At 67.5% G+C, this 20491-nt stretch carries 19 protein-coding genes and 1 tRNA gene; 13 read left to right on the top strand and 7 right to left on the bottom strand.

The window, feature by feature from the left end; genetic code table 11:
* The first annotated feature begins 3 nt into the window (after positions 1-3).
* From ACSVC7_RS08525 to ACSVC7_RS08555, 7 genes are all read left to right on the top strand, one after another.
* Positions 4-1044, top strand: coding sequence for a hypothetical protein (locus ACSVC7_RS08525; RefSeq protein WP_448206493.1), 1041 nt, complete (start codon positions 4-6; stop codon positions 1042-1044).
* Between the two features lie 10 nt (positions 1045-1054).
* Positions 1055-1294 carry a hypothetical protein gene (locus ACSVC7_RS08530; RefSeq protein WP_448206494.1) on the top strand — a complete coding sequence of 80 codons (240 nt, stop codon included), beginning with the start codon at positions 1055-1057 and terminating at the stop codon, positions 1292-1294.
* The gene (locus tag ACSVC7_RS08535; protein WP_448206495.1) at positions 1294-2043 is read left to right on the top strand and encodes a phosphoadenosine phosphosulfate reductase domain-containing protein; all 750 of its coding nucleotides are present in this window, start codon (positions 1294-1296) and stop codon (positions 2041-2043) included. The genes ACSVC7_RS08530 and ACSVC7_RS08535 overlap by 1 nt, the downstream gene beginning before the upstream one ends.
* Positions 2040-3854: a lytic transglycosylase domain-containing protein gene (locus ACSVC7_RS08540; protein ID WP_448206496.1), complete on the top strand. Its 1815-nt coding sequence runs from the start codon at positions 2040-2042 to the stop codon at positions 3852-3854. The genes ACSVC7_RS08535 and ACSVC7_RS08540 overlap by 4 nt, the downstream gene beginning before the upstream one ends.
* Positions 3854-5986, top strand: a complete 2133-nt coding sequence (locus ACSVC7_RS08545) for a hypothetical protein (protein WP_448206497.1) — start codon at positions 3854-3856, stop codon at positions 5984-5986. Before ACSVC7_RS08540 ends, ACSVC7_RS08545 begins: the two co-directional genes overlap by 1 nt.
* Positions 5987-6177: 191 nt before the next feature.
* Positions 6178-6729, top strand: coding sequence for a hypothetical protein (locus ACSVC7_RS08550; RefSeq protein WP_448206498.1), 552 nt, complete (start codon positions 6178-6180; stop codon positions 6727-6729).
* A gap of 77 nt (positions 6730-6806) precedes the next feature.
* Positions 6807-7598: a hypothetical protein gene (locus tag ACSVC7_RS08555; RefSeq protein ID WP_448206499.1), complete on the top strand. Its 792-nt coding sequence runs from the start codon at positions 6807-6809 to the stop codon at positions 7596-7598.
* On the opposite strand, the gene ACSVC7_RS08560 is transcribed toward ACSVC7_RS08555, so the two are convergent.
* From ACSVC7_RS08560 to ACSVC7_RS08570, 3 genes are all read right to left on the bottom strand, one after another.
* Positions 7542-8051 (bottom strand): hypothetical protein, encoded by a 510-nt coding sequence (locus ACSVC7_RS08560; RefSeq protein WP_483508182.1) that lies wholly within the window; start codon positions 8049-8051, stop codon positions 7542-7544. The two genes, ACSVC7_RS08555 and ACSVC7_RS08560, sit on opposite strands and share 57 nt — an antisense overlap.
* On the bottom strand, positions 8052-10046 hold the full coding sequence (locus ACSVC7_RS08565) for a hypothetical protein (RefSeq protein ID WP_448206501.1): 1995 nt from the start codon (positions 10044-10046) through the stop codon (positions 8052-8054).
* A gap of 89 nt (positions 10047-10135) precedes the next feature.
* Entirely contained in the window at positions 10136-10681 is a 546-nt protein-coding gene (locus ACSVC7_RS08570; RefSeq protein WP_448206502.1) for a hypothetical protein, read from the bottom strand.
* Positions 10682-11324: 643 nt separating this feature from the next.
* On the opposite strand from ACSVC7_RS08570, the gene ACSVC7_RS08575 reads away from it, so the two are divergent.
* A complete protein-coding gene (locus tag ACSVC7_RS08575; RefSeq protein WP_448206503.1) occupies positions 11325-12068 on the top strand; it encodes a hypothetical protein in 744 nt (247 codons plus the stop codon).
* A 490-nt stretch (positions 12069-12558) separates the two neighbouring features.
* Here the strand turns inward: ACSVC7_RS08575 and ACSVC7_RS08580 are convergent.
* The 4 genes from ACSVC7_RS08580 to erpA all read right to left on the bottom strand — a co-directional run bounded on the left by ACSVC7_RS08580 (position 12559) and on the right by erpA (position 14475).
* A tRNA-Ser gene (locus ACSVC7_RS08580) sits at positions 12559-12648 on the bottom strand.
* 60 nt (positions 12649-12708) lie between these two features.
* Entirely contained in the window at positions 12709-13281 is a 573-nt protein-coding gene (locus ACSVC7_RS08585; RefSeq protein WP_448206504.1) for a hypothetical protein, read from the bottom strand.
* A gap of 16 nt (positions 13282-13297) precedes the next feature.
* The gene (gene xth, locus ACSVC7_RS08590) at positions 13298-14071 is read right to left on the bottom strand and encodes an exodeoxyribonuclease III (RefSeq protein ID WP_448206505.1); all 774 of its coding nucleotides are present in this window, start codon (positions 14069-14071) and stop codon (positions 13298-13300) included.
* 35 nt (positions 14072-14106) lie between these two features.
* Positions 14107-14475, bottom strand: a complete 369-nt coding sequence (erpA, locus tag ACSVC7_RS08595; RefSeq protein WP_448206506.1) for an iron-sulfur cluster insertion protein ErpA — start codon at positions 14473-14475, stop codon at positions 14107-14109.
* Positions 14476-14675: 200 nt separating this feature from the next.
* On the opposite strand from erpA, the gene ACSVC7_RS08600 reads away from it, so the two are divergent.
* Genes ACSVC7_RS08600 through ACSVC7_RS08620 form a run of 5 tightly spaced genes read left to right on the top strand, consistent with a single transcriptional unit; the run spans position 14676 to position 20490 of the window.
* Positions 14676-15875, top strand: coding sequence for a deoxyguanosinetriphosphate triphosphohydrolase (locus ACSVC7_RS08600; protein ID WP_448206507.1), 1200 nt, complete (start codon positions 14676-14678; stop codon positions 15873-15875).
* Positions 15876-15890: 15 nt separating this feature from the next.
* Positions 15891-17654 carry an arginine--tRNA ligase gene (argS, locus tag ACSVC7_RS08605; protein WP_448206508.1) on the top strand — a complete coding sequence of 588 codons (1764 nt, stop codon included), beginning with the start codon at positions 15891-15893 and terminating at the stop codon, positions 17652-17654.
* Complete coding sequence (locus tag ACSVC7_RS08610; RefSeq protein WP_448206509.1) at positions 17651-18715, top strand: SPOR domain-containing protein; 1065 nt, start codon at positions 17651-17653, stop codon at positions 18713-18715. Before argS ends, ACSVC7_RS08610 begins: the two co-directional genes overlap by 4 nt.
* Positions 18702-19787, top strand: coding sequence for a beta-N-acetylhexosaminidase (gene nagZ, locus ACSVC7_RS08615; RefSeq protein ID WP_448206510.1), 1086 nt, complete (start codon positions 18702-18704; stop codon positions 19785-19787). Before ACSVC7_RS08610 ends, nagZ begins: the two co-directional genes overlap by 14 nt.
* Before the next feature lie 43 nt (positions 19788-19830).
* Positions 19831-20490 carry a site-2 protease family protein gene (locus ACSVC7_RS08620; protein WP_448206568.1) on the top strand — a complete coding sequence of 220 codons (660 nt, stop codon included), beginning with the start codon at positions 19831-19833 and terminating at the stop codon, positions 20488-20490.
* Position 20491 lies beyond the last annotated feature (1 nt).

Below are 20491 nucleotides of genomic sequence, written 5' to 3' on the forward strand. Positions count from 1 at the left end.
CCCATGGGCAAAAGCTCCCCCTCGACCCCACCCCCGCCCGATCCCGTCGCCACGGCGAACGCTCAGCTCGCCATGAACAAGGAGACGGCGCAGGAGACCGCGCGCCTGAACCGCGTGAACCAGTACACGCCGTGGGGAAGCACGGAGTGGACGCAGGTTGCCGGCTCCCCCGCCGTCACCAAGCGCCTGTGGGTGGATGCCGCCGGCAACCGCTACGACGCTCCCCCCGAAGCCCAGCCAGGAGGGGGTGGGCATTGGGTGCGCAACGGCGGCGAGAACGCGGGCGAAACGTGGGTTCCGGATCAGCCGTCGTCCGTCGGCGGCGGTTGGCAGGACGTTGAGGTTTCGCCGGCAACCGAAGGCCAGTGGCAGCAGACGGTCAAGCTGAACCCCGCCGAGCAAGCCATTCTGGACAAACAGCGCGGCATCTCCGCCGGACTCTACGGCCTTGCCGGTGACGCGGTGAGCCGCGTCCGCGACACCATGGGGCAGGGCATCGACCTGTCCGGCCTGCCGGACCTGACGCAGGACTTCAGCGCCGACCGGGACAAGGTGCAGCAAGCGCTTCTGGCCCGCCTCACCCCGTACATGGACCAGCGCCGCCAGCAGCTTTCCGCCCAGCTTGCCAACCAGGGCATTACGCTCGGGTCTGAGGCGTGGCAGGCCGGACAGGACGACTTGGGCCGGCAGGAAAACGACCTGAACCTTGCCGCCGTCGCGCAGGCCGGGCAGGAGCAGCAGCGCCTCCGGCAGATGGCGTTGCAGACCCGACAGCAGGGCATTCAGGAGCGCAGCTACCTGCGCAACCTGCCGCTTCAAGACATCGCCACGCTGATGGGGACGGGCGGCAGCCCGAGCATGCCGCAGTTCTCAAACGTGACGCCGGTCAACGTCGGCAGCCCCGACATCATGGGGGCGACCAACACGGCCTACCAAGGGCAGTTGCAGAACGCGCAGACACAGGCTCAGGCCAGCGCTGCCAACACCCAAGCCATTGGCGGCACCGTCGGCTCGCTCGCCATGGCCGCCGCGATGTTCTTCTGAGGAGTGAGCCATGGATCCGACGATTGCCGCACAGGCTTCGGCCTTCGACGCGAACGCCCCGATGACCCCGGAGCAGGAGACGCGTCGGCGGATGATGCTGGCGCAGATGCTCGGCGGGATGAACCAGCAGAACGGCAAGAGCCCCATCGGGAGCGCCGTTGGCGGCATCCTCCAAGGGCTTCTGATGAACAAGATGATGACCGGAACGGCTCCAACGCCGGGCGGCCCCACGCCGGCAGGGGGCGGCTGATGCTCGGCCGGCACGACCGCGCCGTGCTCCAGTTCAGCGGAGGGGCCGACAGCACGGCCCTGCTGTATCTGGCGCGGCCATACCTCGACCACATCACGGTCCTGTTCACCGACACCGGAGCGACCTTCCCGCACGTCGCGGAGCACGTCCACCGCACCTGTGATGCGCTCGGCGCCCGTCTCCAGGTGATCCGGCCGCCGATGCCGGTGCGCGACTGGCACACCGCGCGTGGCCTGCCCTCCGACATCGCGCCGGAATGGGCCACGGCGGACATGGCCTGGACGCAGAAGGACCCGCCGGCCACGCTGCTTCAGCCCACCATGGCCTGCTGCGCCGCGATGCTGTGGCAGCCGACCATGGCCGCGGTGACGGCCTCCGGCGCCACGCTGGTCCTGCGCGGCAGCAAGGCGGCGGACGAGCGGGTCGGCGCGCGGCCGGGCTTCCTGTTGGACGGCATCGAGTACGCTTCCCCTCTGTGGGATTGGACCGACGCCGACGTGCTGGCCTACCTGCGGGCTGAAGGCGTGACGCTGCCCAAGCACTATGAGCACGTCAAAGACAGCCTGGATTGCACCCTGTGCACCGGGCACACCGGCGCGCACTACGCCAAGGCCCGCACCGCCTACATCCGCGACCACCACCCCGAAGTCTGGGCCGAGCTGGCGCCCCGCATGCGCGCCGTGAGTGCCGTGCTGAAGGCTGAGCAGGCCCGTCACATGGCCGTGCTGGAGATGGGAGACACCGAATGAGCACCGCTGTTGACGCGAACGCCGCCGACTTCCTGTCCCCGGCACAGGTGAAGCAGCGCCAATTGATGGCGCAGATGCTCATGGGGCAGATGAACCAGAGCGCAGGCACCGGCGGCGGCGCCGTGCTCGGGAAGGCCATCCAGGGCGCGCTCGCCGGCTGGATGATGGGCAGCGCCATGAACGCGGAGCAGGAGGGGCAGGGCCGTTCCGCGAAGGCGCTGATCGATTACCTGAATGCCGCCGATGCCTCCCCCGCGCCCGCGCCGACGGGCGGGACCGTGACCACGCCGAAGGCAGACGCCATTCCCCCGGCAACCCCGGCCCCGGTGCCGAAGGTAGACGCACCGCAGCCCATCGCGCAGGTGCCGGAGATCTACCGGTCGCACGTCCAGGACGCGGCGGCGGCCTACGGCGTGAACCCGATCACGCTCGCCAACATGCTGATGGCGGAGAGCGGTGGGCGAGTCAACGCCACAAGCTCGGCTGGCGCCCAAGGCATCATGCAGTTCATGCCGGCCACGGCAAAGCAGTACGGCGTGGATGTGACAGACCCGAAATCCAGCATCGACGGCGCGGCGCATTACCTGTCCGACTTGACGAAGCAGTTCGGCGGTGACGAGCGGAAGGCCGTGGCCGCCTACAACGCCGGTCCTGGACGCGTGCAGGAGGCCGGCGGCGATCTGTCCAAGCTCCCGGCCGAGACGCAGGCGTATGTGCCGAAGGTGCTGGGAGCCGCCCCGGCTCCGGTCCAGGTCGCGCAGGCCAACGCCGGCACCATCACCGACGCGGCCCCGACGCCTGGGGCGCAACGCATCGCCAATCCGGCGGTGGTGGGCTCTGCGCTCGCCCCGCAGGCGCCCACGCCGTCCGGACAGAACGCTCTGCTCGCCAAGCTGCTGTCCGACCCATGGACACGCGACATGGGCATGCAGTTCGCTCTGGCCGGCATCAAGTCGAAGCAGGAAATGCAGATACAGATCCAGAAGATGCTGGCGGAAAACCAGATCAAGCTGGCGACGGAGCCGGCGCTCGCCAAGGCGAAGGCGGAGGCGGAGAACCCGGCGATGATCGCGCGGGCCGGCGGCGAGGCGGAAGCCAAGCAGATGGCGGAGCTTCAGTATGCCCCGCAGATCGCCGGCCTGAAGGAGCAGGCCGTCCAAGCGGCGCAGCAGCCGGGGAAGGCCTTTGACCGTGAAGGAAAGCTGCGGGACGACTTCAACGGCCTCCAGCCGGTCAAAAACTGGCGCGAGGTGGTGCCGATCTACGGGAGCATGGTCGACGCGATGGGCCGTGACGATCCCGCCGCGGATCTCAACATCGTCTACGGCATTGCCAAGATCATGGACCCGGCATCGGTGGTCCGCGAGGGCGAAACGCAGATGGCCGTGGCGACCGGTTCCCCGGCGGAGCGCTTCGCTGGCATGTTCAACTACGTCGCCAACGGCGGGCGGCTCACGACCGAGATGCGCGAGAAGCTGCTCACCGAAGCGACGAGTCGACTGACCGGGCATCAGGACGCCTACGGTCAGATCGTCCGCCAGTTCGAGGACAACGCCCGCGCCGCCAGCCTCGATCCGCGCCGCGTCATCACCGACGTGCAACTGCCGCGATCCGCACAGGATCGGATCAACGCGGCCCGCTCCCTGCCGGCGCCGTCGCCACAAGCACCCCAGGCAGCGCCCCAGCAACAGCAACCGCAGGGCCAGCCGCCCCGCATCTCCGCCGACGCCGCCGGCAAGGCCGTCTATGACGCCCTGCCCAGCGGCGCCGTCTTCGTCGCCCCCGACGGCACCACCCGGAGGAAGCCGTAATGCCCGAGTTCTGGGAAGCCGCCCCGGTCCTGAAACAGGACGATGCGGGCACCTTCTGGCAGTCCGCCCCGCTGGTCACGCAGGACGTGTCCGCGGTGCTCGACAAGCGCACCGGCGCTCCGATCAATGTTCGCGCGGCCGTCGGCGCGGCGAACACGCCCGAAGACCGCCTTGCGACGCTGCGGAGGTTCTATCCGGACGCCAAGCCCTACGGGGACGACAACTTCGTCTTCAACGATCCGCGCCATGGCGGGCGGCCCACCCTCTACAACGAGGAGAACCGTCGATTCCTCGGCATCTCGATCCCCTCCGTTGGCGACGTCATCTCCGTCGGCCCGGAGATCGCCGAAGCGGTCGGCGGGGCCGGTGGCGTGGCGGCGGCCACCATGGCAACCCCCGTCACCGGCGGGACGTCCCTGCTGACCACGCCGGCTGCGGCCGGACTCGGCGCGGCGGCGGGGCGCGAGGGGTATAACCTGCTGGCACAGGCCCTCCTGGGCACGCAGGATACCCGTGGGTTGGCGCAACGCCTCACGGACACCGTCATCACCACCGGCGTCAACGCCGTGGGGCAGCGGGCCGGCGAACTGGTCGGCAAAGGCATTGAGGCCTTGGCCGGGGTGGCGAACCGCTACGTCCGCAACGCCGATCTGGCGCCCGGCCGACAGGCTCTCACCGACTTCGCCAACGCCGCCGTTGAGCCGCCGACCGCCGGCACCGTGACCGGAAACCGCTCCCTCCAGATCGTGGAGAGCGCGATGTCCAACACGCCGGGCGGTTCGTCGGTGATGCAGGAGGCCGCCGACCGGTCGCTGTTGCAGCTCCGCGGTTCCGCCGACGACCTGGCCGGCCGCATCGCCACGGCGGACGGCGCCAACCCCGCCGGGCGGGTGCTGTCTCCGCAGGGGGCGGGGGAAGTCATTGAGGAGGGCGGCAAGGCGGCCGGGCAGCGCTTCGCAGATCGCGTCCAGCAGCTCGGCAATGATCTGTACCGGTCAGTGGGCGCTGATCGCCGTGTCGATGGTGCCGGCGTGCGTGACGCTCTGGAGTTCTTCCAGGACAAGGTGGCGGCCGATCCGGGATTGCGCCGAACGTACCAACCGATTCTGAGGGAGCTTGAGGACGTGGTGGCCGGGGCGGACATGCCGGTGGCCCCCGGCGTTCCGAACTCTCCACCACGGGGGATCACCTTCGGCGGCCTTCACCGGCTGCGCATGAAGGTGGGCGAGGCCCTGCCGCAACCCGACGCTTCGGATTACCGGGGCGTCACCGGGGAGGAGCTTGGGCGGGTGTACGCCGCCCTGACCGGCGACATGATGCAGGCGGCGGAGGATGCCGGGCCAAACGCGGTGAAGGCGCTGCATCTGCACGACCGCTACATCCGCATGCAGCAGAACATCAACATGCCGGCGCTGAACGCGCTCAACCGCACCGCTGGGGCGGAGGCAGCGTTCAACTGGGCCATGGCCGCGTCGAAGGATGGCGGGTCGCGCCTGTTCGCGCTGCGCCGGAATCTGCGGCCGGAGGAGTGGGACGAGGTGGCCGCAGCGGCATTCGACAAGCTGGGCCGTCCCCGGCCCGGCGCGGCGGGAGCATCGGATCTGGGGGAGATGGCGGACGAGTTCAGCGCCAACACCTTCCTGACCAACTGGAACAAGCTGTCCCCGGAAGCGCGCCGCGCCCTGTTCGCCGGCACCCGTTACGGCGACATCGTGCCCGAGTTGGAGAACTTGGCGCGGGTCACCGCCCGCCTGAAGGACGCGCAACGGATGGCGAACCCATCCGGGACGGCGCGAAACCTGCTGGCCGCCGCCGGCATCGGCGCCGCCGCGAACGAAGCGGTGGTGAATGGAAATCCCGGAGGCGCTGCGCTTGGCCTGACGGCCGGCGTCATCGCTCCTCGGGTGATGGCAAAGCTGCTGACGAACCCGCGGACGATTCGATGGCTCGCCGACGGGGCGCGCGTATCGCTGTCCGATCCGAACGGCGTGGCGTCACATCTCGCGCGATTGACGGCCATAGCGAAAGCTGAACCCGATCTTCGGGATGCGGCGGCTCAATACTACGATGCGGTGCGCTTCGCCATGCCCGCCACCGCTCAAGCGTCCAGTTCCGCAAATCCTCGTCGATGACACACAGAGCTGCCCACATCGGGAGGCCAAACACGACGATGAAGTACAGGGCGGGGATCACGTACAGGCCCTGGGGCGGCAGGATCGCCAGCAGCACGACCGCATGCGGGAAAAGACGGTGCTTGGTGATCCGTCGAATGTCCATCGCCACGTTCTCCCTTCGTGCCTCCAGCAAGGTATAGGAGACAACCATGCCATTCAACGGAAGCGGCGTCTTCAACCGCATCTATTCCTGGGCTACCGACAAGGCTAACGGCGTGAAGATCAACGCCAGTCGGATGGACGAGGAGATGGCCGGCTTTGCCGCTGGCCTGTCCCAGTGCATCACGCGCGACGGGCAGACCACGGTGACTGCCGACATTCCGTTCGCCGGTCACAAGCTGACTTACGTGGGAGCACCGACCACCGACAACGACGCCGCCACGAAAGCCTATGTCGATGCCCAGTCGGCAAAGGCCTGGGTGAGCTTCGTGGGGGCGACAGGCGCCATCGTATCGGCCCACAACGTTTCCGGCGTCGCGCGCAACAGCGCCGGCCTTTACACGATCACCTTCGCCAGGCCGATGAACAACGGCGGGTATGCCGTGTCGGTGAGCACGGACACGACGTCCGGGACGTACGGTCTCGCGCCGTCGGCGATCAACTCCAGCCGCTCTACGCTGTCGGTGAGCGTTGTCACCCCGAACGCATCCGGCGGGCTGGTCGATTTTCCCGTCGTCAATGTCGCCATCTACGGCGGCTGAAAGCTTCCCCGCGACCAAACTCCATCCCCGTCCAGATGGCCGCCTCGAGCGGCCTTTTTCATGCCCGGAGTTCCCGAATGATCAGTCTTGCCGCTCGCGACGCGGAGGCTTCAAACCACGCGCGCGACTATCGCCTTGTTGAAACCTGCAACTTGGGGGCTGGACCGCTCGTGCCGGCGCTTGTCGCCGCGCGTGACCGTCTGTGCGCCGATGCTATTGCGCGCGGCGTGACGCCGATCTTGTGTGAAGGCTGGGAGTCGCTGGAGGAGCTGAACGCGACCAATCGGGACAGCTGGTTCCCGCTCCTGCCGAAGCCGGCGAGCGCCCCCGCGTTCTGGCTCGGGCTGGTCGACAGGGAAGGGGAGGTCATCGCCACCCATGGCGTGGTGCTGGTTGACTGCGCCGCGTCCAGTTTCGGCGCGCGCGTGGCTGACCTCTCGGCTTTCCATGATGCTGGTGATGCGCCGGCGGACGAGTGGGCGTTCTGCGCCAGCGAGGCGGCCCACGACACGCACGGATCCGTGGCCTGGATCGTGGCCGGCTGGACTCGCCCGGACTGGCGCGGTCGTGGGTTGTTCCACGACCTAGGCGCTCTCGCGCGGCTCGCGGCCCTGGCGCGCTGGAACCCACGTTGGGTCGTCGGGCTGGTCGACCCCGAGACGGTTCCGGTGTGGTGCGGGCGCGGCGCCGGGCGCCGCCGGTTGGAGGAGCGTCCCGGCATTCTCTACCATCAATCCGGCCTCGGGCGGCTCCCCCTCCACTTCATGCGGTGGAGCCGCCCGGCCGTGCTGTTGGACTTGGGGATCCCCGGATCAATGCAGGGTATGCACGTCGATGCAGGACAGCACGGCGCGCCGGCCGCGATCTGACCAGCCATAGAGCGCGTGCGTGAACGCGAATGGCCTGCCAAGTCCCGTGACGACGAAGTGGTTGAACAGGCCTTCCCCGGCCGTCATGGCTTCGGCGTATTCCAGGCCGATCCGGTGGGCAAACTCCGTGTGCGGGTCCACCTCCTCCGGCTGGCCGATGACGGAGCGGCCCCACGCGCGCCCCATGACGCTGAGCGTCGGCGTGCCGATGTAGCGGAAGCGCAGAGGATCGGACGGGCCTTCGCTGGCGAGGAAGGTGCAGCGGTCCAGAAGTCCGCCGTCTTTCAGGTAGGCGAAAACGGCCGGGTTCAGGGAGCGTTGCCGTCGGCATTCGGCGATGATGTCCTGCTGCCAGTCGGCCGCGCTGGTCATGGTGAGGCGCTGCGCCTCGATGTCGAGGGAAGCGGGGCGCATGGCGCCCCGGTCCTGCATCGGGAAGGTGATGACGGACATTTACGCGGCCTCCTTCCGGTAGGCTTCGACCATGGCGGCGAACATCGCGCGGGCCTGCTCCTGGCCGATGCCAGCGGCGGCGGCCCCGGCCTGAACCATGCCGTCGGTCGGGGTGTCTGGGATGGCGAGGGGCTTGGGCGCGGCGTCGTCGAAAGCGGCGATGGTGTCCATGAAGGGGTCTGGCTGCCCGGTGCCCATGGCGGCGTCCACCTCCGCCAGATCGGCGGCGAGTTGGTCGCGGTAAAGCCGTAGCGTGTTGTTCAGGCGACAGATTGCGATCTGCGCGCTGTGGGCCTTCTCCTGAACGACCATCAGGGTAAGGCGCTCGAAAAGGCGCTCCCGCTCGTCGTCCGGAAGAGCGGCCACATTGTCCAGAAATTTGGCCTCCCTTGCGGGCAGGTCGGCCCGCGTCGTGGACGTGCACTTCTGCGTCCACCGCTCCCGCTGCTCGGTGCTGGCGTACTTCAGGAACGTGGCCTCCAAGCGCTCCCACTCGGCCATCTTCTTCCGATCCCTCACGCGCCCATCGGTTTCGGCCTCCAGCGCGCGCACGGCACCGGCCAGGGCGTCCATGGTGGCGGTGGCGACGGAACGGGCCGTCTGGTCCGGAAGCTGCTCCGCCGCGCTCATGGCGGTTTGCAGAGCCAGCGTGCACGGGGCGCCCGGCGTTCGAATGTCGGGGATCCCGTCCGGCATGATGGACAGGATATCCGCCACCTTCACCAGAATGCCGAGAAGCCCGGCCGGGGCGCTGGAGGTAATGACCTTCAGAAGCGCGTCGTGTTCCTCCTCCATCTCGTCGGTGCAGGTGCCCGCGTTCATCAACCCGTCGATTTCCCGCATTCGCAGGAAGGCGCGCGCAAGGTCCGTGTCGTCACCGGGCGCGACACCTTGCCCAGGCAGTCGGGACAGGAACGCGGCAACGCGGCGCACGGCGGCGGAGTCGTGCGGCCCCACGCCGATGTCAAAGCCATCGTCCGGATCCGCAAGCCTCTCCAGGATCACCCGCGCGTCGGTGACGGTCTGCGGTGGGGTGGTGAGGATAGCGACGGTAAGGCGGGAGCATTCGGCCGCCAGCTTGTCCGCAGCCTGAAAGCTGGCGTCATCGGCCTCCTTCCACTTCCGCCGGATCAGGTCGGCGGCTTCGGAGAAGGTCATGCCGATGGACGGAATGGGGGTGGAGCCGCGTTCGGGCAGGTCGAAGGCGGCTCGGCCGGCCTTCATCACCTGATAGACCGTGTTCCACGCCCCATTCAGGAGCTTCAGCTTCACGTCGTCGGGGAGTTCGACAGCCGCAACGTCCATGTCCACGTTGGCGCTGATGTATTCGATTGCCGCGAGGGCTTCCGTCAGCGTGGCCGGCGCGGGGGCCGCTTCTGCGGCGGCGCGGAACCGCTCGCAAATCCGGTCGTATTCCTCCGAAGGCTCGCCTTCGCCCGTGATCGCGTCGGAACCAAACTTGCCGAGATGATCGCGTTCCGCCATCCGGTAGGCGTCGAAGGCCGCCGCGAACGGCGCCGTCGTGTCGAACAGGATGCGGCGCAGCGTGTCGTGGCTCTGCGGTGCGATGGCGGCCTGGAAAGCGTCCGCGCCGTGCAGGCGCAGCGCGTCCAGGGCCGGGAACACGCGCAGTGCATCCCACGCCATGCTTTCCTGCATCTTGTCGCTGAGCGCGTCGAAGCTCCCGATGTCCTGCGGCGGGTCGATGCCGTTCGGGTTCCCGGCCGGTTCGCCGGCATCCTGCTGGCGCCGCAGATACGCCTTGATCGCAAAGCCAAGCGCGCCGCTGGCCGGGGTCGCGGCGATGGCCTTGATGAAGGCGCAGTCACGTTCAACGAGCGCTTCATAGGCCGCGTCCCCATCGGGGGCAGTCAGCCCGACCTTGTGCATTTCGGCCTTGTTCTCGACCATCTGGCGGAACAGGTCGAGAATGGCCCCGTCTCCCGATCTTCCCGCCGGTCTGGGGAATGCGATATGATCGTGTTCAGTCTGCATCTTATTGTCCCTGGTGCGGATTGATGCTTGGGCGGCGGCAACCGCCCGGCGAATGGGCGCCCGGCCTCGGCAAAGGTCGGGCGTTCGTCTTATGCGGCACCCTCATCGTGGGCTTCCTGCTTCGCCTCGTCAGTCAGCGCGCCGCTACCGTTCTCCCTCAAGGCGCCCCGGATCAGGGACACGATGTCGCCCAGCGCGTCACGGATCGGGGTGGGCGTGGAGTGCAGGGCCTTCCGGTCGGAGAGGATGGCGTCCAAGCGGTCGGCGACGTTGCCCAGCAGAAGCGCGTAGCGCTCCGCGGTGGAGGCGGGGGCAACGGTGGACATGGGCTGAACCTCTTCCGCGAACGGCGCGTCGGGGTTGATGCCGGCCTCGGCCAAGGCGTTCTCCAGGTCGATGACGTGCGGGTTGGCCGCGCCATCCCGCTCCCGCAGAATTTTCGTGATGGCGGCGAGCTGCCGCAGGACCAGCGGCATGGCGGCAATCATGCCGGCGAGTTCGGCGCGGCGCGGGCCGGTGGTGGTGACGGAGCCGAAACCGTCGAAGCTGACCACGGCGTGGTCGCCCTTGTGGATCGTGATGGGGCGGGGCGGAATGGCTCCCGGCGGCGTGGTGGTGGCGAACATCGCAGTCATGGCGTGCCGTTCCTCCTGGCAATTCCTGGCAATCAGGCGATTAAAGGCGGCGGAGTGCCCGCTTTGAGCACCGCGAATGCCGAAACGCGCACACTGTATGCCTATGCGCCCGATCTGGTCAAATCGAAAATGGTAATCCGTCCGCGTTGACGCCTACCACGTCCGCGCTTATGCTTGCGGGGTGTGTCTTCTAGGGGGTTTCATGCTCACGCGCGACCAAGTGAAAGCGGCACGAACGGTGCGCGGATGGGGCGTGCGTGAACTCAGCGCTGCCACAGTTGCTATGTTCGGAAAGGCCGACTCGGTATCTGTGTCTGCTATCACACGATTTGAGAATGGTTCGGATAGTCGGGGTGAGACGCTTCGCCGACTCCAGCTTACGCTTGAGGCGGAGGGCTTCGAGTTTCTCAATAGCGGACGGCCGGGCATCCGGTGGAATGCAGACGCTCCCGGCCGCTGGCAGGCCGCGTTCAAGCCGCAGAGTTAGCCAACTCAAGCCGCAATGTAGGTATGCGGTAAGTGTCTAAAACCGATGGGAAGTCATATTTTAGTCACCCGCTGCGCCATTTTAAGTGATCTAAATCTTCCCCCCACTATCCGGCAGTCTTGTCGGAAATCACGGTGCATGTGGTTGGGGCTTATCATGACGGCAAAGATAAAATGGCGGCATCGCTTTCGTGATGCACGGGCCAATAGAGGAAATGAGCTTATCCGGAAAGCACTTAGTAATAAGCGGCTTAATGGCCGTGACTGGCATGTGAAAATTGCAAAGAGGGGTGGCGTAGAAATTGGCTACTTCTTCGATGTTTTTGATACATGGCTACGTTCGTGCTTGGAGCATGAGCAAAAATGGATTCTTAATGGTGCCGATCCAACCGAATTCGATCGGAGGCTATTTTATTCAGATGCTATGTTCGATGAAATAATGGTTAGATTCACCAAAGTTATCTATAAAGGCGAACGAATATCTTCTGTCTGTCTTGCGAAAATTTACATCGAGCATAAATGGCGTAATCAAGGTGTGTTCGAGAGGGTTATTGAATATCTTGAGAATGAGTCTTTTGCGAACAATCTTGGAATGGAAGTTGAGAGTGCTCGTGAATCCCTGAGTTTGTTTCTCTCAAAGAGAGGATACCTGCCTGAATCGAGGTCACCTGCGCCGCGATCATTGTTGCCGATCGATAAAAATAGTTGGCTCAAGCCGGTGGGTGGAAACACTAGTGGAGTAGCATTGGTGATAATTCCGCCAGATATACTGAAAGCTATTGGTGGTGGCGGGATATTTACCCCGATAACGCTTTCACCAGCTACGGTGAATGAGGAGTTCGAACAACTCTGGCACAATTTGCGCAACCGAATCGTTTCAGAGGATGGTGCAGGGAACTAGGAAGGCGCACGTATCGGTTTGATTATCAGTTGCGCAATCCATCCAGGACAAATCCTGCGGCAGCAGTATACCAGCGTGTTGGCCCGTGCGGGGCCGTAGTTTCTTGATGGTCATCGGCGAAACTCCACGGTCGGCCAGCGGCGATCAGCCTCCCAGTCGTGGCTGCGCCGGAGGGGATAGCCCATACCTCCACATGCACCATGCCGGTGCAGCCGGCTTGTATGAGCCCGGCGCTGTAGAAGCATACGTGTGTCATCCTGTAGGCTCAAGCGCACGCGAGTCGCGCCCTAGGGGCATCGTCACGAATAGGCAAAGGCCAAGTTCTGAGTGGGCAGGGAAGGGCGCAGAAGAGAGAGCAACGGCAGTGGGACGCTGCGGTCTGTTCGCCTCAGTTCGCCAACAATCGTGCTCCACTGTGGGACGGAGTGTGGTACGCTCCGCCAGCGTGGCGCGAAAACCGTAAATATATCAGCATCTTAACGGCAGAAAATGGCGGATGGGGTGGGATTCGAACCCACGGTGGGCTTGCACCCACGGCGGTTTTCAAGACCGCTGCCTTAAACCGCTCGGCCACCCATCCTGCACGGATCGCGGATATAGGATTGCGCGGCGGCGGTCAACAGTGGATGCGCGGTCGGGGTCAGGTTCTGATTGGACGGGCCAGGTTGGAGAGGCGCTTGGTCGGTTTGGGCAGGCTGGGGGCGTCGGAGAAGTCGGGCAGGCTGGGGGCGCGGCTGATCACCTTGCGGATCATGGCGCTGGTCGCCTCCAAATCTTCGATCACCGTCGCCGGGACCTTGCCGGAATATTGGGGACGGTCGAGCTTCGTGCGCAGTTCATCGATGATCTTCAGTTCCGGCTCGAACATTTCCCGCGCGCCCATGGGGAGCACCTGGTCGTCCCGCATCTGGGCGAAATAGTTGCGCGTAGCGCGGGCGAGGAGGCCGGTCAGCAGCAGGTCGATGCGTTCGAACTCCGTGCGCAGGTCGGTCAGCTTGGCGCCGCCGACGCCCATCAGGCGCTCTTCCGTCAGGGCGACCAGGGCACGCACTTCCTCCACCTTTTTCCGGAAGCCGAGGAAGGAGGAAAATCGATCCTCGGAAATGTCGCGCTGGGCGGTGGTGGCCAGCGCCACGGCCTCGGAGGCCTGCTGCTCGATGGCGGACAGCAGTTCCTCGACTTCCCGACGGCCGTAGTCGCGCCTCCAGACCATGACGCAGCGGCTCCCTTCAGGCGTCCCGCATGTCCAGCACGACCGGCGTGTGGTCGGAGGCCTTTTCGGCGCCGCGCGGGCGGCGGTCGATGGTGCAGGCTTCCAGCCGGTCGGCGGCTTGCGGGGACAGCAGGAAATGATCGATGCGCAGGCCCAGGTCGCGCGGCCAGCTTCCCCCCTGATAGTCCCAGAAGGTGTAGGCGTGGTCGTCGTCGTGCAGCGCCCGGTAGGCCTCCGTCAGGCCCAGGTTCAGCAGGGCTCGGAACTTCGCCCGCGATTCAGGCTGGAACAGCGCGTCGCCCGCGAAGGCGCGGGGGTCGAAGACGTCGCGCGGCTCCGGGATGATGTTGTAGTCGCCGCCCAGCACGAAGGGCACCTCCTGCGCCAGCAGGTCGCGGGCGCGGGCGATCAACCGGTCCATCCAGCGCAGCTTGTAGGCGAACTTCTCCGTGCCGATGGGGTTGCCGTTCGGCAGGTAGAGCGAGGCGATGCGCACGCCGTTAACGGTCGCCTCGATATAGCGGGCCTGCTCGTCCTCCGGCTCGCCGGGCAGGCGGGCCAGCACGTCCTCATGCGGCGTCTTGGAGAGGAAGGCGACGCCGTTGTAGGACTTCTGCCCCACCGGCGTGACGTGGTAGCCGATCTCCTCGAACGCGTCGCGGGGGAAGGCCGCCGTCTCGCACTTGATTTCCTGCAGCAGCACGACGTCGGGAGACGCCGCAAGCAGCCAGTCGGTGATGATCGGAAGGCGGGCCTTCGCCGAGTTGACGTTCCAGGTGGCGATCTTCACGTCGATATCTTTTTTCCAGGGGGCTTTTCCAGGGCTCAGGCCGCGAAGGAGTTGCCGCAGCCGCAGGAGGCCGTGGCGTTCGGGTTCTTGATCTGGAAGGAGGCGCCCATCAGATCCTCGACATAGTCGAGCGTGGCGCCCGCCAGCAGGTCCAGCGAGCAGTCGTCGGTCACCACCTTCACGCCGCCGTTCTCGAAGACGTGGTCGTCGGCGTTCACCGTGTCGTCGAAGCCGAAGCCGTACTGGAAGCCGGAGCAGCCGCCGCCCGACACGGTCAGGCGCAGCATCAGGGCCGGGTTGCCTTCGTTCTCAATCAGGAAGGCAACGCGCTTGGCGGCGCTGTCGGAAACGCGCAGCACGCGCGCACCCTCTTGCGTGGCGGGGGGAAGAGCGGTGTCGGGCATGGGGCGGTCCTCGAATATGCGTATGACGGACGACACGACCTGGAATGTAAGGGCAAGGCGGCGGTTCGTCAAAGACATGTCAGCCCAGCGAAATCCAGCGGCGAATCCATCGGTCAATCCAGCGGTGGCTTCATATCCTTGAAGCAATGTCCCCGCCTTCGCCGTTGCGCCGATCGGCCCCCGCCGGTAGTGTCCGCGCCATGACGGCGGACATCTTCCAGGATCGGCTGGCACCCTACGGCTGCAACCCGGCGGACACGCGCGGGCGGCTGGTGCGGGAACCGGAAAGCCCGACGCGCTCGTGCTACCAGCGCGACCGCGACCGCATCGTGCATTCCGGCGCCTTCCGAAAGCTGAAGTACAAGACGCAGGTGTTCGTCTATCACGAGGGCGACTATTACCGCACGCGCCTGACCCACAGCCTGGAAGTCGCGCAGATCGCGCGGTCCATCAGCCGCACGCTGGGACTGAACGAGGATCTGGCGGAGGCGGTGGCGCTCGCCCACGACTTGGGCCACACCCCCTTCGGCCACGCCGGCGAGGACGCGCTGAACGCCTGCATGGAGCCCTACGGCGGTTTCGCCCACAACGACCAGACGCTGCGCATCCTGACGAAGCTGGAGCGCCGCTACGCCGAGTTCGACGGGCTGAACCTGACCTGGGAAGCGCTGGAGGGCGTGGTCAAGCACAACGGCCCGCTGCTGCCTCTGCCGGACGGCAAGCGCCTGCCGACCACGCTGGCGGCCTTCCAGGGCGAATGGGACCTGGAACTGCACACCAATCCGGGGGCCGAGGCGCAGGTGGCCGCGCTGGCCGACGACATCGCCTACAACAACCACGACATCGACGACGGCCTGCGCGCCGGCCTTTTCACGGTGGACGAGGTGGCCGAACTGCCGCTGGTCGGGCCGGTGGTCCGCCAAGTCTGCGACCGCTACCCCAATCTGGAGCGCTCGCGCCTGATCCACGAGACGATCCGGCGCATGATCAACAACATGGTCACCGACCTGCTGGCCGAGACGCGCAAGCGCCTGGACGAGTTCCGGCCGGGCAGCGCCGCGGAGGTGCGGGCGCTGCCGGTGCCGGTGGTCAGCTTCTCCGACGGGATGTTCGAGGCGCAGCGCCCCTTGCGCGCCTTCCTGAAACAGCGCATGTACCGCCATTACCGGGTCAACCGGGAAATGAGCAAGTGCAAGCGGGTCGTCGCCGCCCTGTTCGACCTGTTCATGGCCGAGCCCAACACGCTGCCCACCCAATGGCAGGCGGACGTGACGGCGCTCGGCGGGGACACGGACATGATGGTGCGCGCCCGGCTGGTCGCCGACTACATCGCCGGGATGACCGACCGCTACGCGCTGGCCGAGTACGGCCGACTTTTCGACATGGACGCCAAGACCTAAGGCCCAAGACCGACGATGACGAACATTTTCAAGGCCTTCGAGAACGATATTCGCAAGCTGCTGGAAGAACTCGCCGCGGAAGGCGCGATTCCGGCGGGGCTCGACACCAGCCGCCTGACGGTGGAGCCGCCGCGCGAGGCGGCGCACGGCGACCTGTCGACCAACGCGGCGATGATCTTGGCCAAGCCGGCGGGCAAGCCGCCGCGCGCGCTGGCGGAACTGCTGGTGGCGAAGCTGAAGGCCCGGCCGGACGTGGCGAGCGTCGAGATCGCCGGGCCGGGCTTCGTGAATCTGCGCCTGTCGTGCGACGTGTGGCGCGACCGCATCCGCGACGTGCTGAACGCCGGCCGCGCCTACGGCGACAGCGACCTGGGCGGCAAGGAGCCGGTGAACGTCGAGTATGTGTCGGCCAACCCAACCGGCCCGCTGCACGCGGCGCACGGCCGCGGCGCCGTGTTCGGCGACGCGCTGGCGGCGCTGCTGGAGAAGGCCGGCTACGCGGTCACGCGCGAGTACTACATCAACGATGCCGGCGCCCAGGTGGACGTGCTGGGCCGCTCGACCTTCCTGCGCTACCGCGAGGCGCTGGGCGAGGACATCGGCGAGATCCCGGCGGGCCTTTATCCGGGCGAATATCTGAAGGAGGTCGGTCAGGCGCTGGCCGAGCGCGACGGCAACGCCTGGGTCGGCAAGGACGAGTCCGAGTGGCTGCCGGCCTGCCGCGACTTCGCCATCGCCACGATCATGGAGTGGATCAAGGAGGATCTGGGCGTCCTCGGCGTGCGGATGGACGTCTACAGCTCCGAACGCGCGCTGGTGAAGGCCGGCGCGGTGGACACGGCGCTGAAGACGCTGGAGGATCGCGGCCTGATCTATGTCGGCGTGCTGGAGCCGCCGAAGGGCAAGAAGCCCGACGACTGGGAGCCGCGCCCGCAGACCCTGTTCAAGTCTACGGACTTCGGCGACGACGTGGACCGGCCGCTGAAGAAGTCGGATGGCTCCTTCACCTACTTCTCGAACGACATCGCCTATCACTTTGATAAGTATCGGCGTGGCTTTGCCAACCTGATCGACGTGTGGGGCGCCGACCACGGCGGCTACGTCAAGCGCATGCAGGCCGCGACCTCGGCGGTCACCGAGGGCAAGGCGGCGCTGGACGTGAAACTGTGCCAGCTCGTCCACCTGATGAAGAACGGCGAGCCGGTGAAGATGTCCAAGCGCGCGGGCACCTTCGTGACCCTGCGCGACGTGATCGAGGAGGTCGGCAAGGACGTCGTCCGCTTCATCATGCTGACCCGCCGCAACGACCAGACGCTGGAGTTCGACTTCGCCAAGGTCGTGGAGCAGTCGAAGGACAACCCGGTCTTCTACGTGCAGTATGCGCACGCCCGCTGCCGCTCGGTCCTGCGCCACGCGGCCGCCGCGCTGCCGGACGTGGACCTGACGCCGGCCGCGCTGGCCGCCAAGGCCAACCTCGCCCGCCTCGACACGGAGGAGGAGATGGCGCTGGCCAAGCGCATGGCGACCTGGCCGCGTCTGGTGGAATCGGCCGCGGAGGCGCATGAGCCGCACCGCGTCGCCTTCTACCTCTACGACCTCGCCAGCGACTTCCACGCGCTGTGGAACAAGGGCCGCGACGACGCCAGCCTGCGCTTCCTGATCGACGGCGACGAGGAGGTGACCGTGGCGCGTCTGGCTCTGGTCAGCGCGGTCGCCACGGTGATCGCCTCAGGTCTCGCGGTCATGGGCGTCGAGCCGGTGGAGGAAATGCGGTCATGAAGTACGAGGGCGATGTCAACTACGCCACCAACCCCTACGGCGCGCCGCCGCAGCGGGGAGGCCGGCGCGGGCTGCTGGGCCTCGGGATGGCCGTGGTCGGCATCGTGGCCTTCGCGGGCGCCATCGTCGTCAACTACTCCAAAGGGGAGCGGGCCGGGCCGGACGGCGGCCCGCCGCTGCTGACCGCCGACGGCACACCGACCAAGATGCGCCCGGAACAGCCGGGCGGCGTCGAGGTGCCGCACCAGGACAAGCTGGTCTACGAGCGGCTGAACGAGCGCGGCCAGAAGCAGAGCGTCGAGCGCCTGCTGCCGCCGCCGGAGGAGCCGCTGCCGCGCCCGGTGGTGACCCCGCAGATGCCGCCGCCGCCGTCGTTGCCGGTGGTGCCCGCCGTCGGCCAGCTTCCGCCCCCGCCGCCGGGCGCCACGACCACCGTGCCGCGCCTGCCGTCGGACGGCGAGGTCCCGCCGGCCGAAGCCGCCCAGCCCGCGCCGTCGCCGGCCGTTGCCGCCGCGCCGCCGGCTCCGGCAGCCGTTGCGGCGGCCAAGCCGGTCGCGCCGCCGGCTGCCAAGCCGGCCCCCTCCCAGGCGGCCCAGGCGCAGCCGGGTGCTCCGAAGGCTGCTCCGGCGGCGCCGGTGCAGACGGCGGCGCTCCCGGCCCCGCCGAAACCCGCACCCGCGCAGGGCACGGCAACGGCTCCCCAGAATTCGGTGGCTCCCCAGAATTCGGTGCAGGCGGCCAAGCCGGCCGCCGCCCCGGCGGCTCCTCCGGCTGCTGCTGCACCTCCCGCTCCGGCCAAGGCCGCTGCTGGCGGGAGTGGCTGGCGCATCCAGCTCGCCTCCGTGCGCAGCGAGGCGGAAGCCGCCGCCGAGTGGAAGCGCCTGTCCGGCCGTCACGCCGCGGCGCTGGGCGGGGTGAACATGACGGTCGCCAAGGCCGACCTCGGCGAAAAGGGCATTTTCTACCGCGTGCAGGGCGTTGGCCTCGACGAGGCGCGGGCCAAGGCGGCCTGCGCGCAGCTCAAGGCGCAGAACGTGGGGTGTGTGGTTGTCCATCCGTAAGCCGTCCAAGGCCTCCGCGAAGGCGGCCGGGAACGCCAGCCGCCCCCGCGCGGTGGTCTTCGGCGCCGCCGGCACCGTGCTGACCGCGGAGGAACGCGCGTTCTTCCGTGGCGCCGACCCGCTGGGCTTCATCCTGTTCAAGCGCAACTGCGACACGCCCGATCAGGTGCGTGCGCTGGTGGACGCGATGCGGGAGTCCGTGGGGCGCCCCGACGCGCCGGTGCTGATCGACCAGGAAGGCGGGCGCGTGGCCCGCATGCGGCCGCCGCACTGGCCGTCCTTCCCGCCCATGCGCGTGTTCGGCGCGCTTGCCGAGCGCGATGCCGAGGCTGGGCGGGAGGCCGCCTGGATCAACGCCCGTCTGCTGGCCCACACGCTGCTGAATGTCGGCGTGACGGTGGACTGCGCGCCGGTCTGCGACGTGCCGGTCGAGGGTGCCCACGACATCATCGGCGACCGCGCCTTCTCGCGCGACCCGGCACGGGTGGCCGCTCTGGCCCGCGCGACCTGCGAGGGGTTGATCGCCGGCGGCGTCCTGCCGGTGGTCAAGCACATCCCCGGCCACGGCCGCGCCTTCGCCGACAGCCACGCCGAGCTGCCGGTGGTGGACGCCCCGCGCGAGGATCTGGACACCACCGACTTCGCGCCCTTCCGCGATCTGGCCGACATGCCGCTGGGCATGGTCGCCCATGTGGTGCTGAAGGCCATCGACCCGGATGCCCCGGCCAGCACCTCCGCCACCGTGGTGCGCGACGTGGTGCGCGGCGCGCCGATCGGCTTCGACGGGCTGCTGTTCAGCGACGACCTCTCCATGGGCGCGCTGGCCGGCGACATGCGGAGCCGGGCGCAGGCCGTGCTGGCGGCGGGGCTGGACATCGTGCTTCACTGCAATGGCGTGATGGAGGAGATGGAGGCCGTGGCCGAGGCCGTGCCGGCGATGACCTACGCCGCCGCCCAGCGCTGGGCGCTGGCCCAGGCGGTGCGCTGCGCGCCGGAGCCGGTGGACGTCGCCGCCCTGACGGCGCGGCTGGCCGAGCTTCTCGGCACCCCCCCAGGAACCAAGCTGGCGTAAAACAGGAGGAACGGGCGTGGACGGCTTGATCGACCGCATTCCGATGATCGCCGCGGTCGCCATCCCCGCGATCCTCGCCATCACGCTGCACGAGGCGGCGCACGGCTTCGTGGCCTGGTGGCGCGGCGACGACACGGCGTGGCAACTCGGCCGCGTGACGCTGAACCCGCTCCGCCACATCGACCTGTTCGGCACGGTTATCCTGCCGGCCCTGATGTATTTCACCACCGGCTTCGTGTTCGGCTGGGCCAAGCCCGTGCCGGTGAATTTCGGCCGCCTGTACCGCCCGCGTCGCGACATGGTTTGGGTGGCGCTGGCCGGGCCGGGAATCAACTTCGTGCTGGCGCTGATCTCCGCCATCCTGTGGGGACTGACGAGCGCGCAGGGCGGCGCCGTCGAGACGTGGTTCCGCGCCGCGCTGGAGGTGTCGGTCCTCGTCAACGTCGTGCTGATGGTTTTCAACCTCATTCCGCTGCCGCCCCTGGACGGCGGGCGGGTGGCGGTGGGCATCCTGCCCGACGCGCTGGCCTTCCCGCTGGCGCGGCTGGAGCGCTACGGCATGTTGATCCTGCTTGGCGCCTTCTTCCTGCTGCCGATGATCGGGCGGGAGATCGGGGTGAACCTGAACGTCATGAGCTGGGTGCTCGGCCCGCCGGTCGACTACGTGATCGACCTGATCCAGGTCCTCAGCGGCAATTCCTGAC

The sequence above is a fragment of the Azospirillum mesophilum genome (genome assembly GCF_053470405.2).

Bases quoted from the DNA above. Each gene is read 5' to 3' on its own strand.
- ACSVC7_RS08535 (WP_448206495.1), top strand. From the start codon at position 1,294: ATGCTCGGCCGGCACGACCGCGCCGTGCTCCAGTTCAGCGGAGGGGCC.
- ACSVC7_RS08575 (WP_448206503.1), top strand. From the start codon at position 11,325: ATGACGGCAAAGATAAAATGGCGGCATCGCTTTCGTGATGCACGGGCC.
- ACSVC7_RS08620 (WP_448206568.1), top strand. From the start codon at position 19,831: ATGATCGCCGCGGTCGCCATCCCCGCGATCCTCGCCATCACGCTGCAC.
- ACSVC7_RS08565 (WP_448206501.1), bottom strand. From the start codon at position 10,046: ATGCAGACTGAACACGATCATATCGCATTCCCCAGACCGGCGGGAAGA.
- ACSVC7_RS08550 (WP_448206498.1), top strand. From the start codon at position 6,178: ATGCCATTCAACGGAAGCGGCGTCTTCAACCGCATCTATTCCTGGGCT.
- erpA (WP_448206506.1), bottom strand. From the start codon at position 14,475: ATGCCCGACACCGCTCTTCCCCCCGCCACGCAAGAGGGTGCGCGCGTG.
- ACSVC7_RS08570 (WP_448206502.1), bottom strand. From the start codon at position 10,681: ATGACTGCGATGTTCGCCACCACCACGCCGCCGGGAGCCATTCCGCCC.
- ACSVC7_RS08600 (WP_448206507.1), top strand. From the start codon at position 14,676: ATGACGGCGGACATCTTCCAGGATCGGCTGGCACCCTACGGCTGCAAC.
- ACSVC7_RS08540 (WP_448206496.1), top strand. From the start codon at position 2,040: ATGAGCACCGCTGTTGACGCGAACGCCGCCGACTTCCTGTCCCCGGCA.
- ACSVC7_RS08545 (WP_448206497.1), top strand. From the start codon at position 3,854: ATGCCCGAGTTCTGGGAAGCCGCCCCGGTCCTGAAACAGGACGATGCG.
- ACSVC7_RS08530 (WP_448206494.1), top strand. From the start codon at position 1,055: ATGGATCCGACGATTGCCGCACAGGCTTCGGCCTTCGACGCGAACGCC.
- ACSVC7_RS08555 (WP_448206499.1), top strand. From the start codon at position 6,807: ATGATCAGTCTTGCCGCTCGCGACGCGGAGGCTTCAAACCACGCGCGC.
- ACSVC7_RS08610 (WP_448206509.1), top strand. From the start codon at position 17,651: ATGAAGTACGAGGGCGATGTCAACTACGCCACCAACCCCTACGGCGCG.
- ACSVC7_RS08585 (WP_448206504.1), bottom strand. From the start codon at position 13,281: ATGGTCTGGAGGCGCGACTACGGCCGTCGGGAAGTCGAGGAACTGCTG.
- ACSVC7_RS08560 (WP_483508182.1), bottom strand. From the start codon at position 8,051: ATGTCCGTCATCACCTTCCCGATGCAGGACCGGGGCGCCATGCGCCCC.
- ACSVC7_RS08525 (WP_448206493.1), top strand. From the start codon at position 4: ATGGGCAAAAGCTCCCCCTCGACCCCACCCCCGCCCGATCCCGTCGCC.
- argS (WP_448206508.1), top strand. From the start codon at position 15,891: ATGACGAACATTTTCAAGGCCTTCGAGAACGATATTCGCAAGCTGCTG.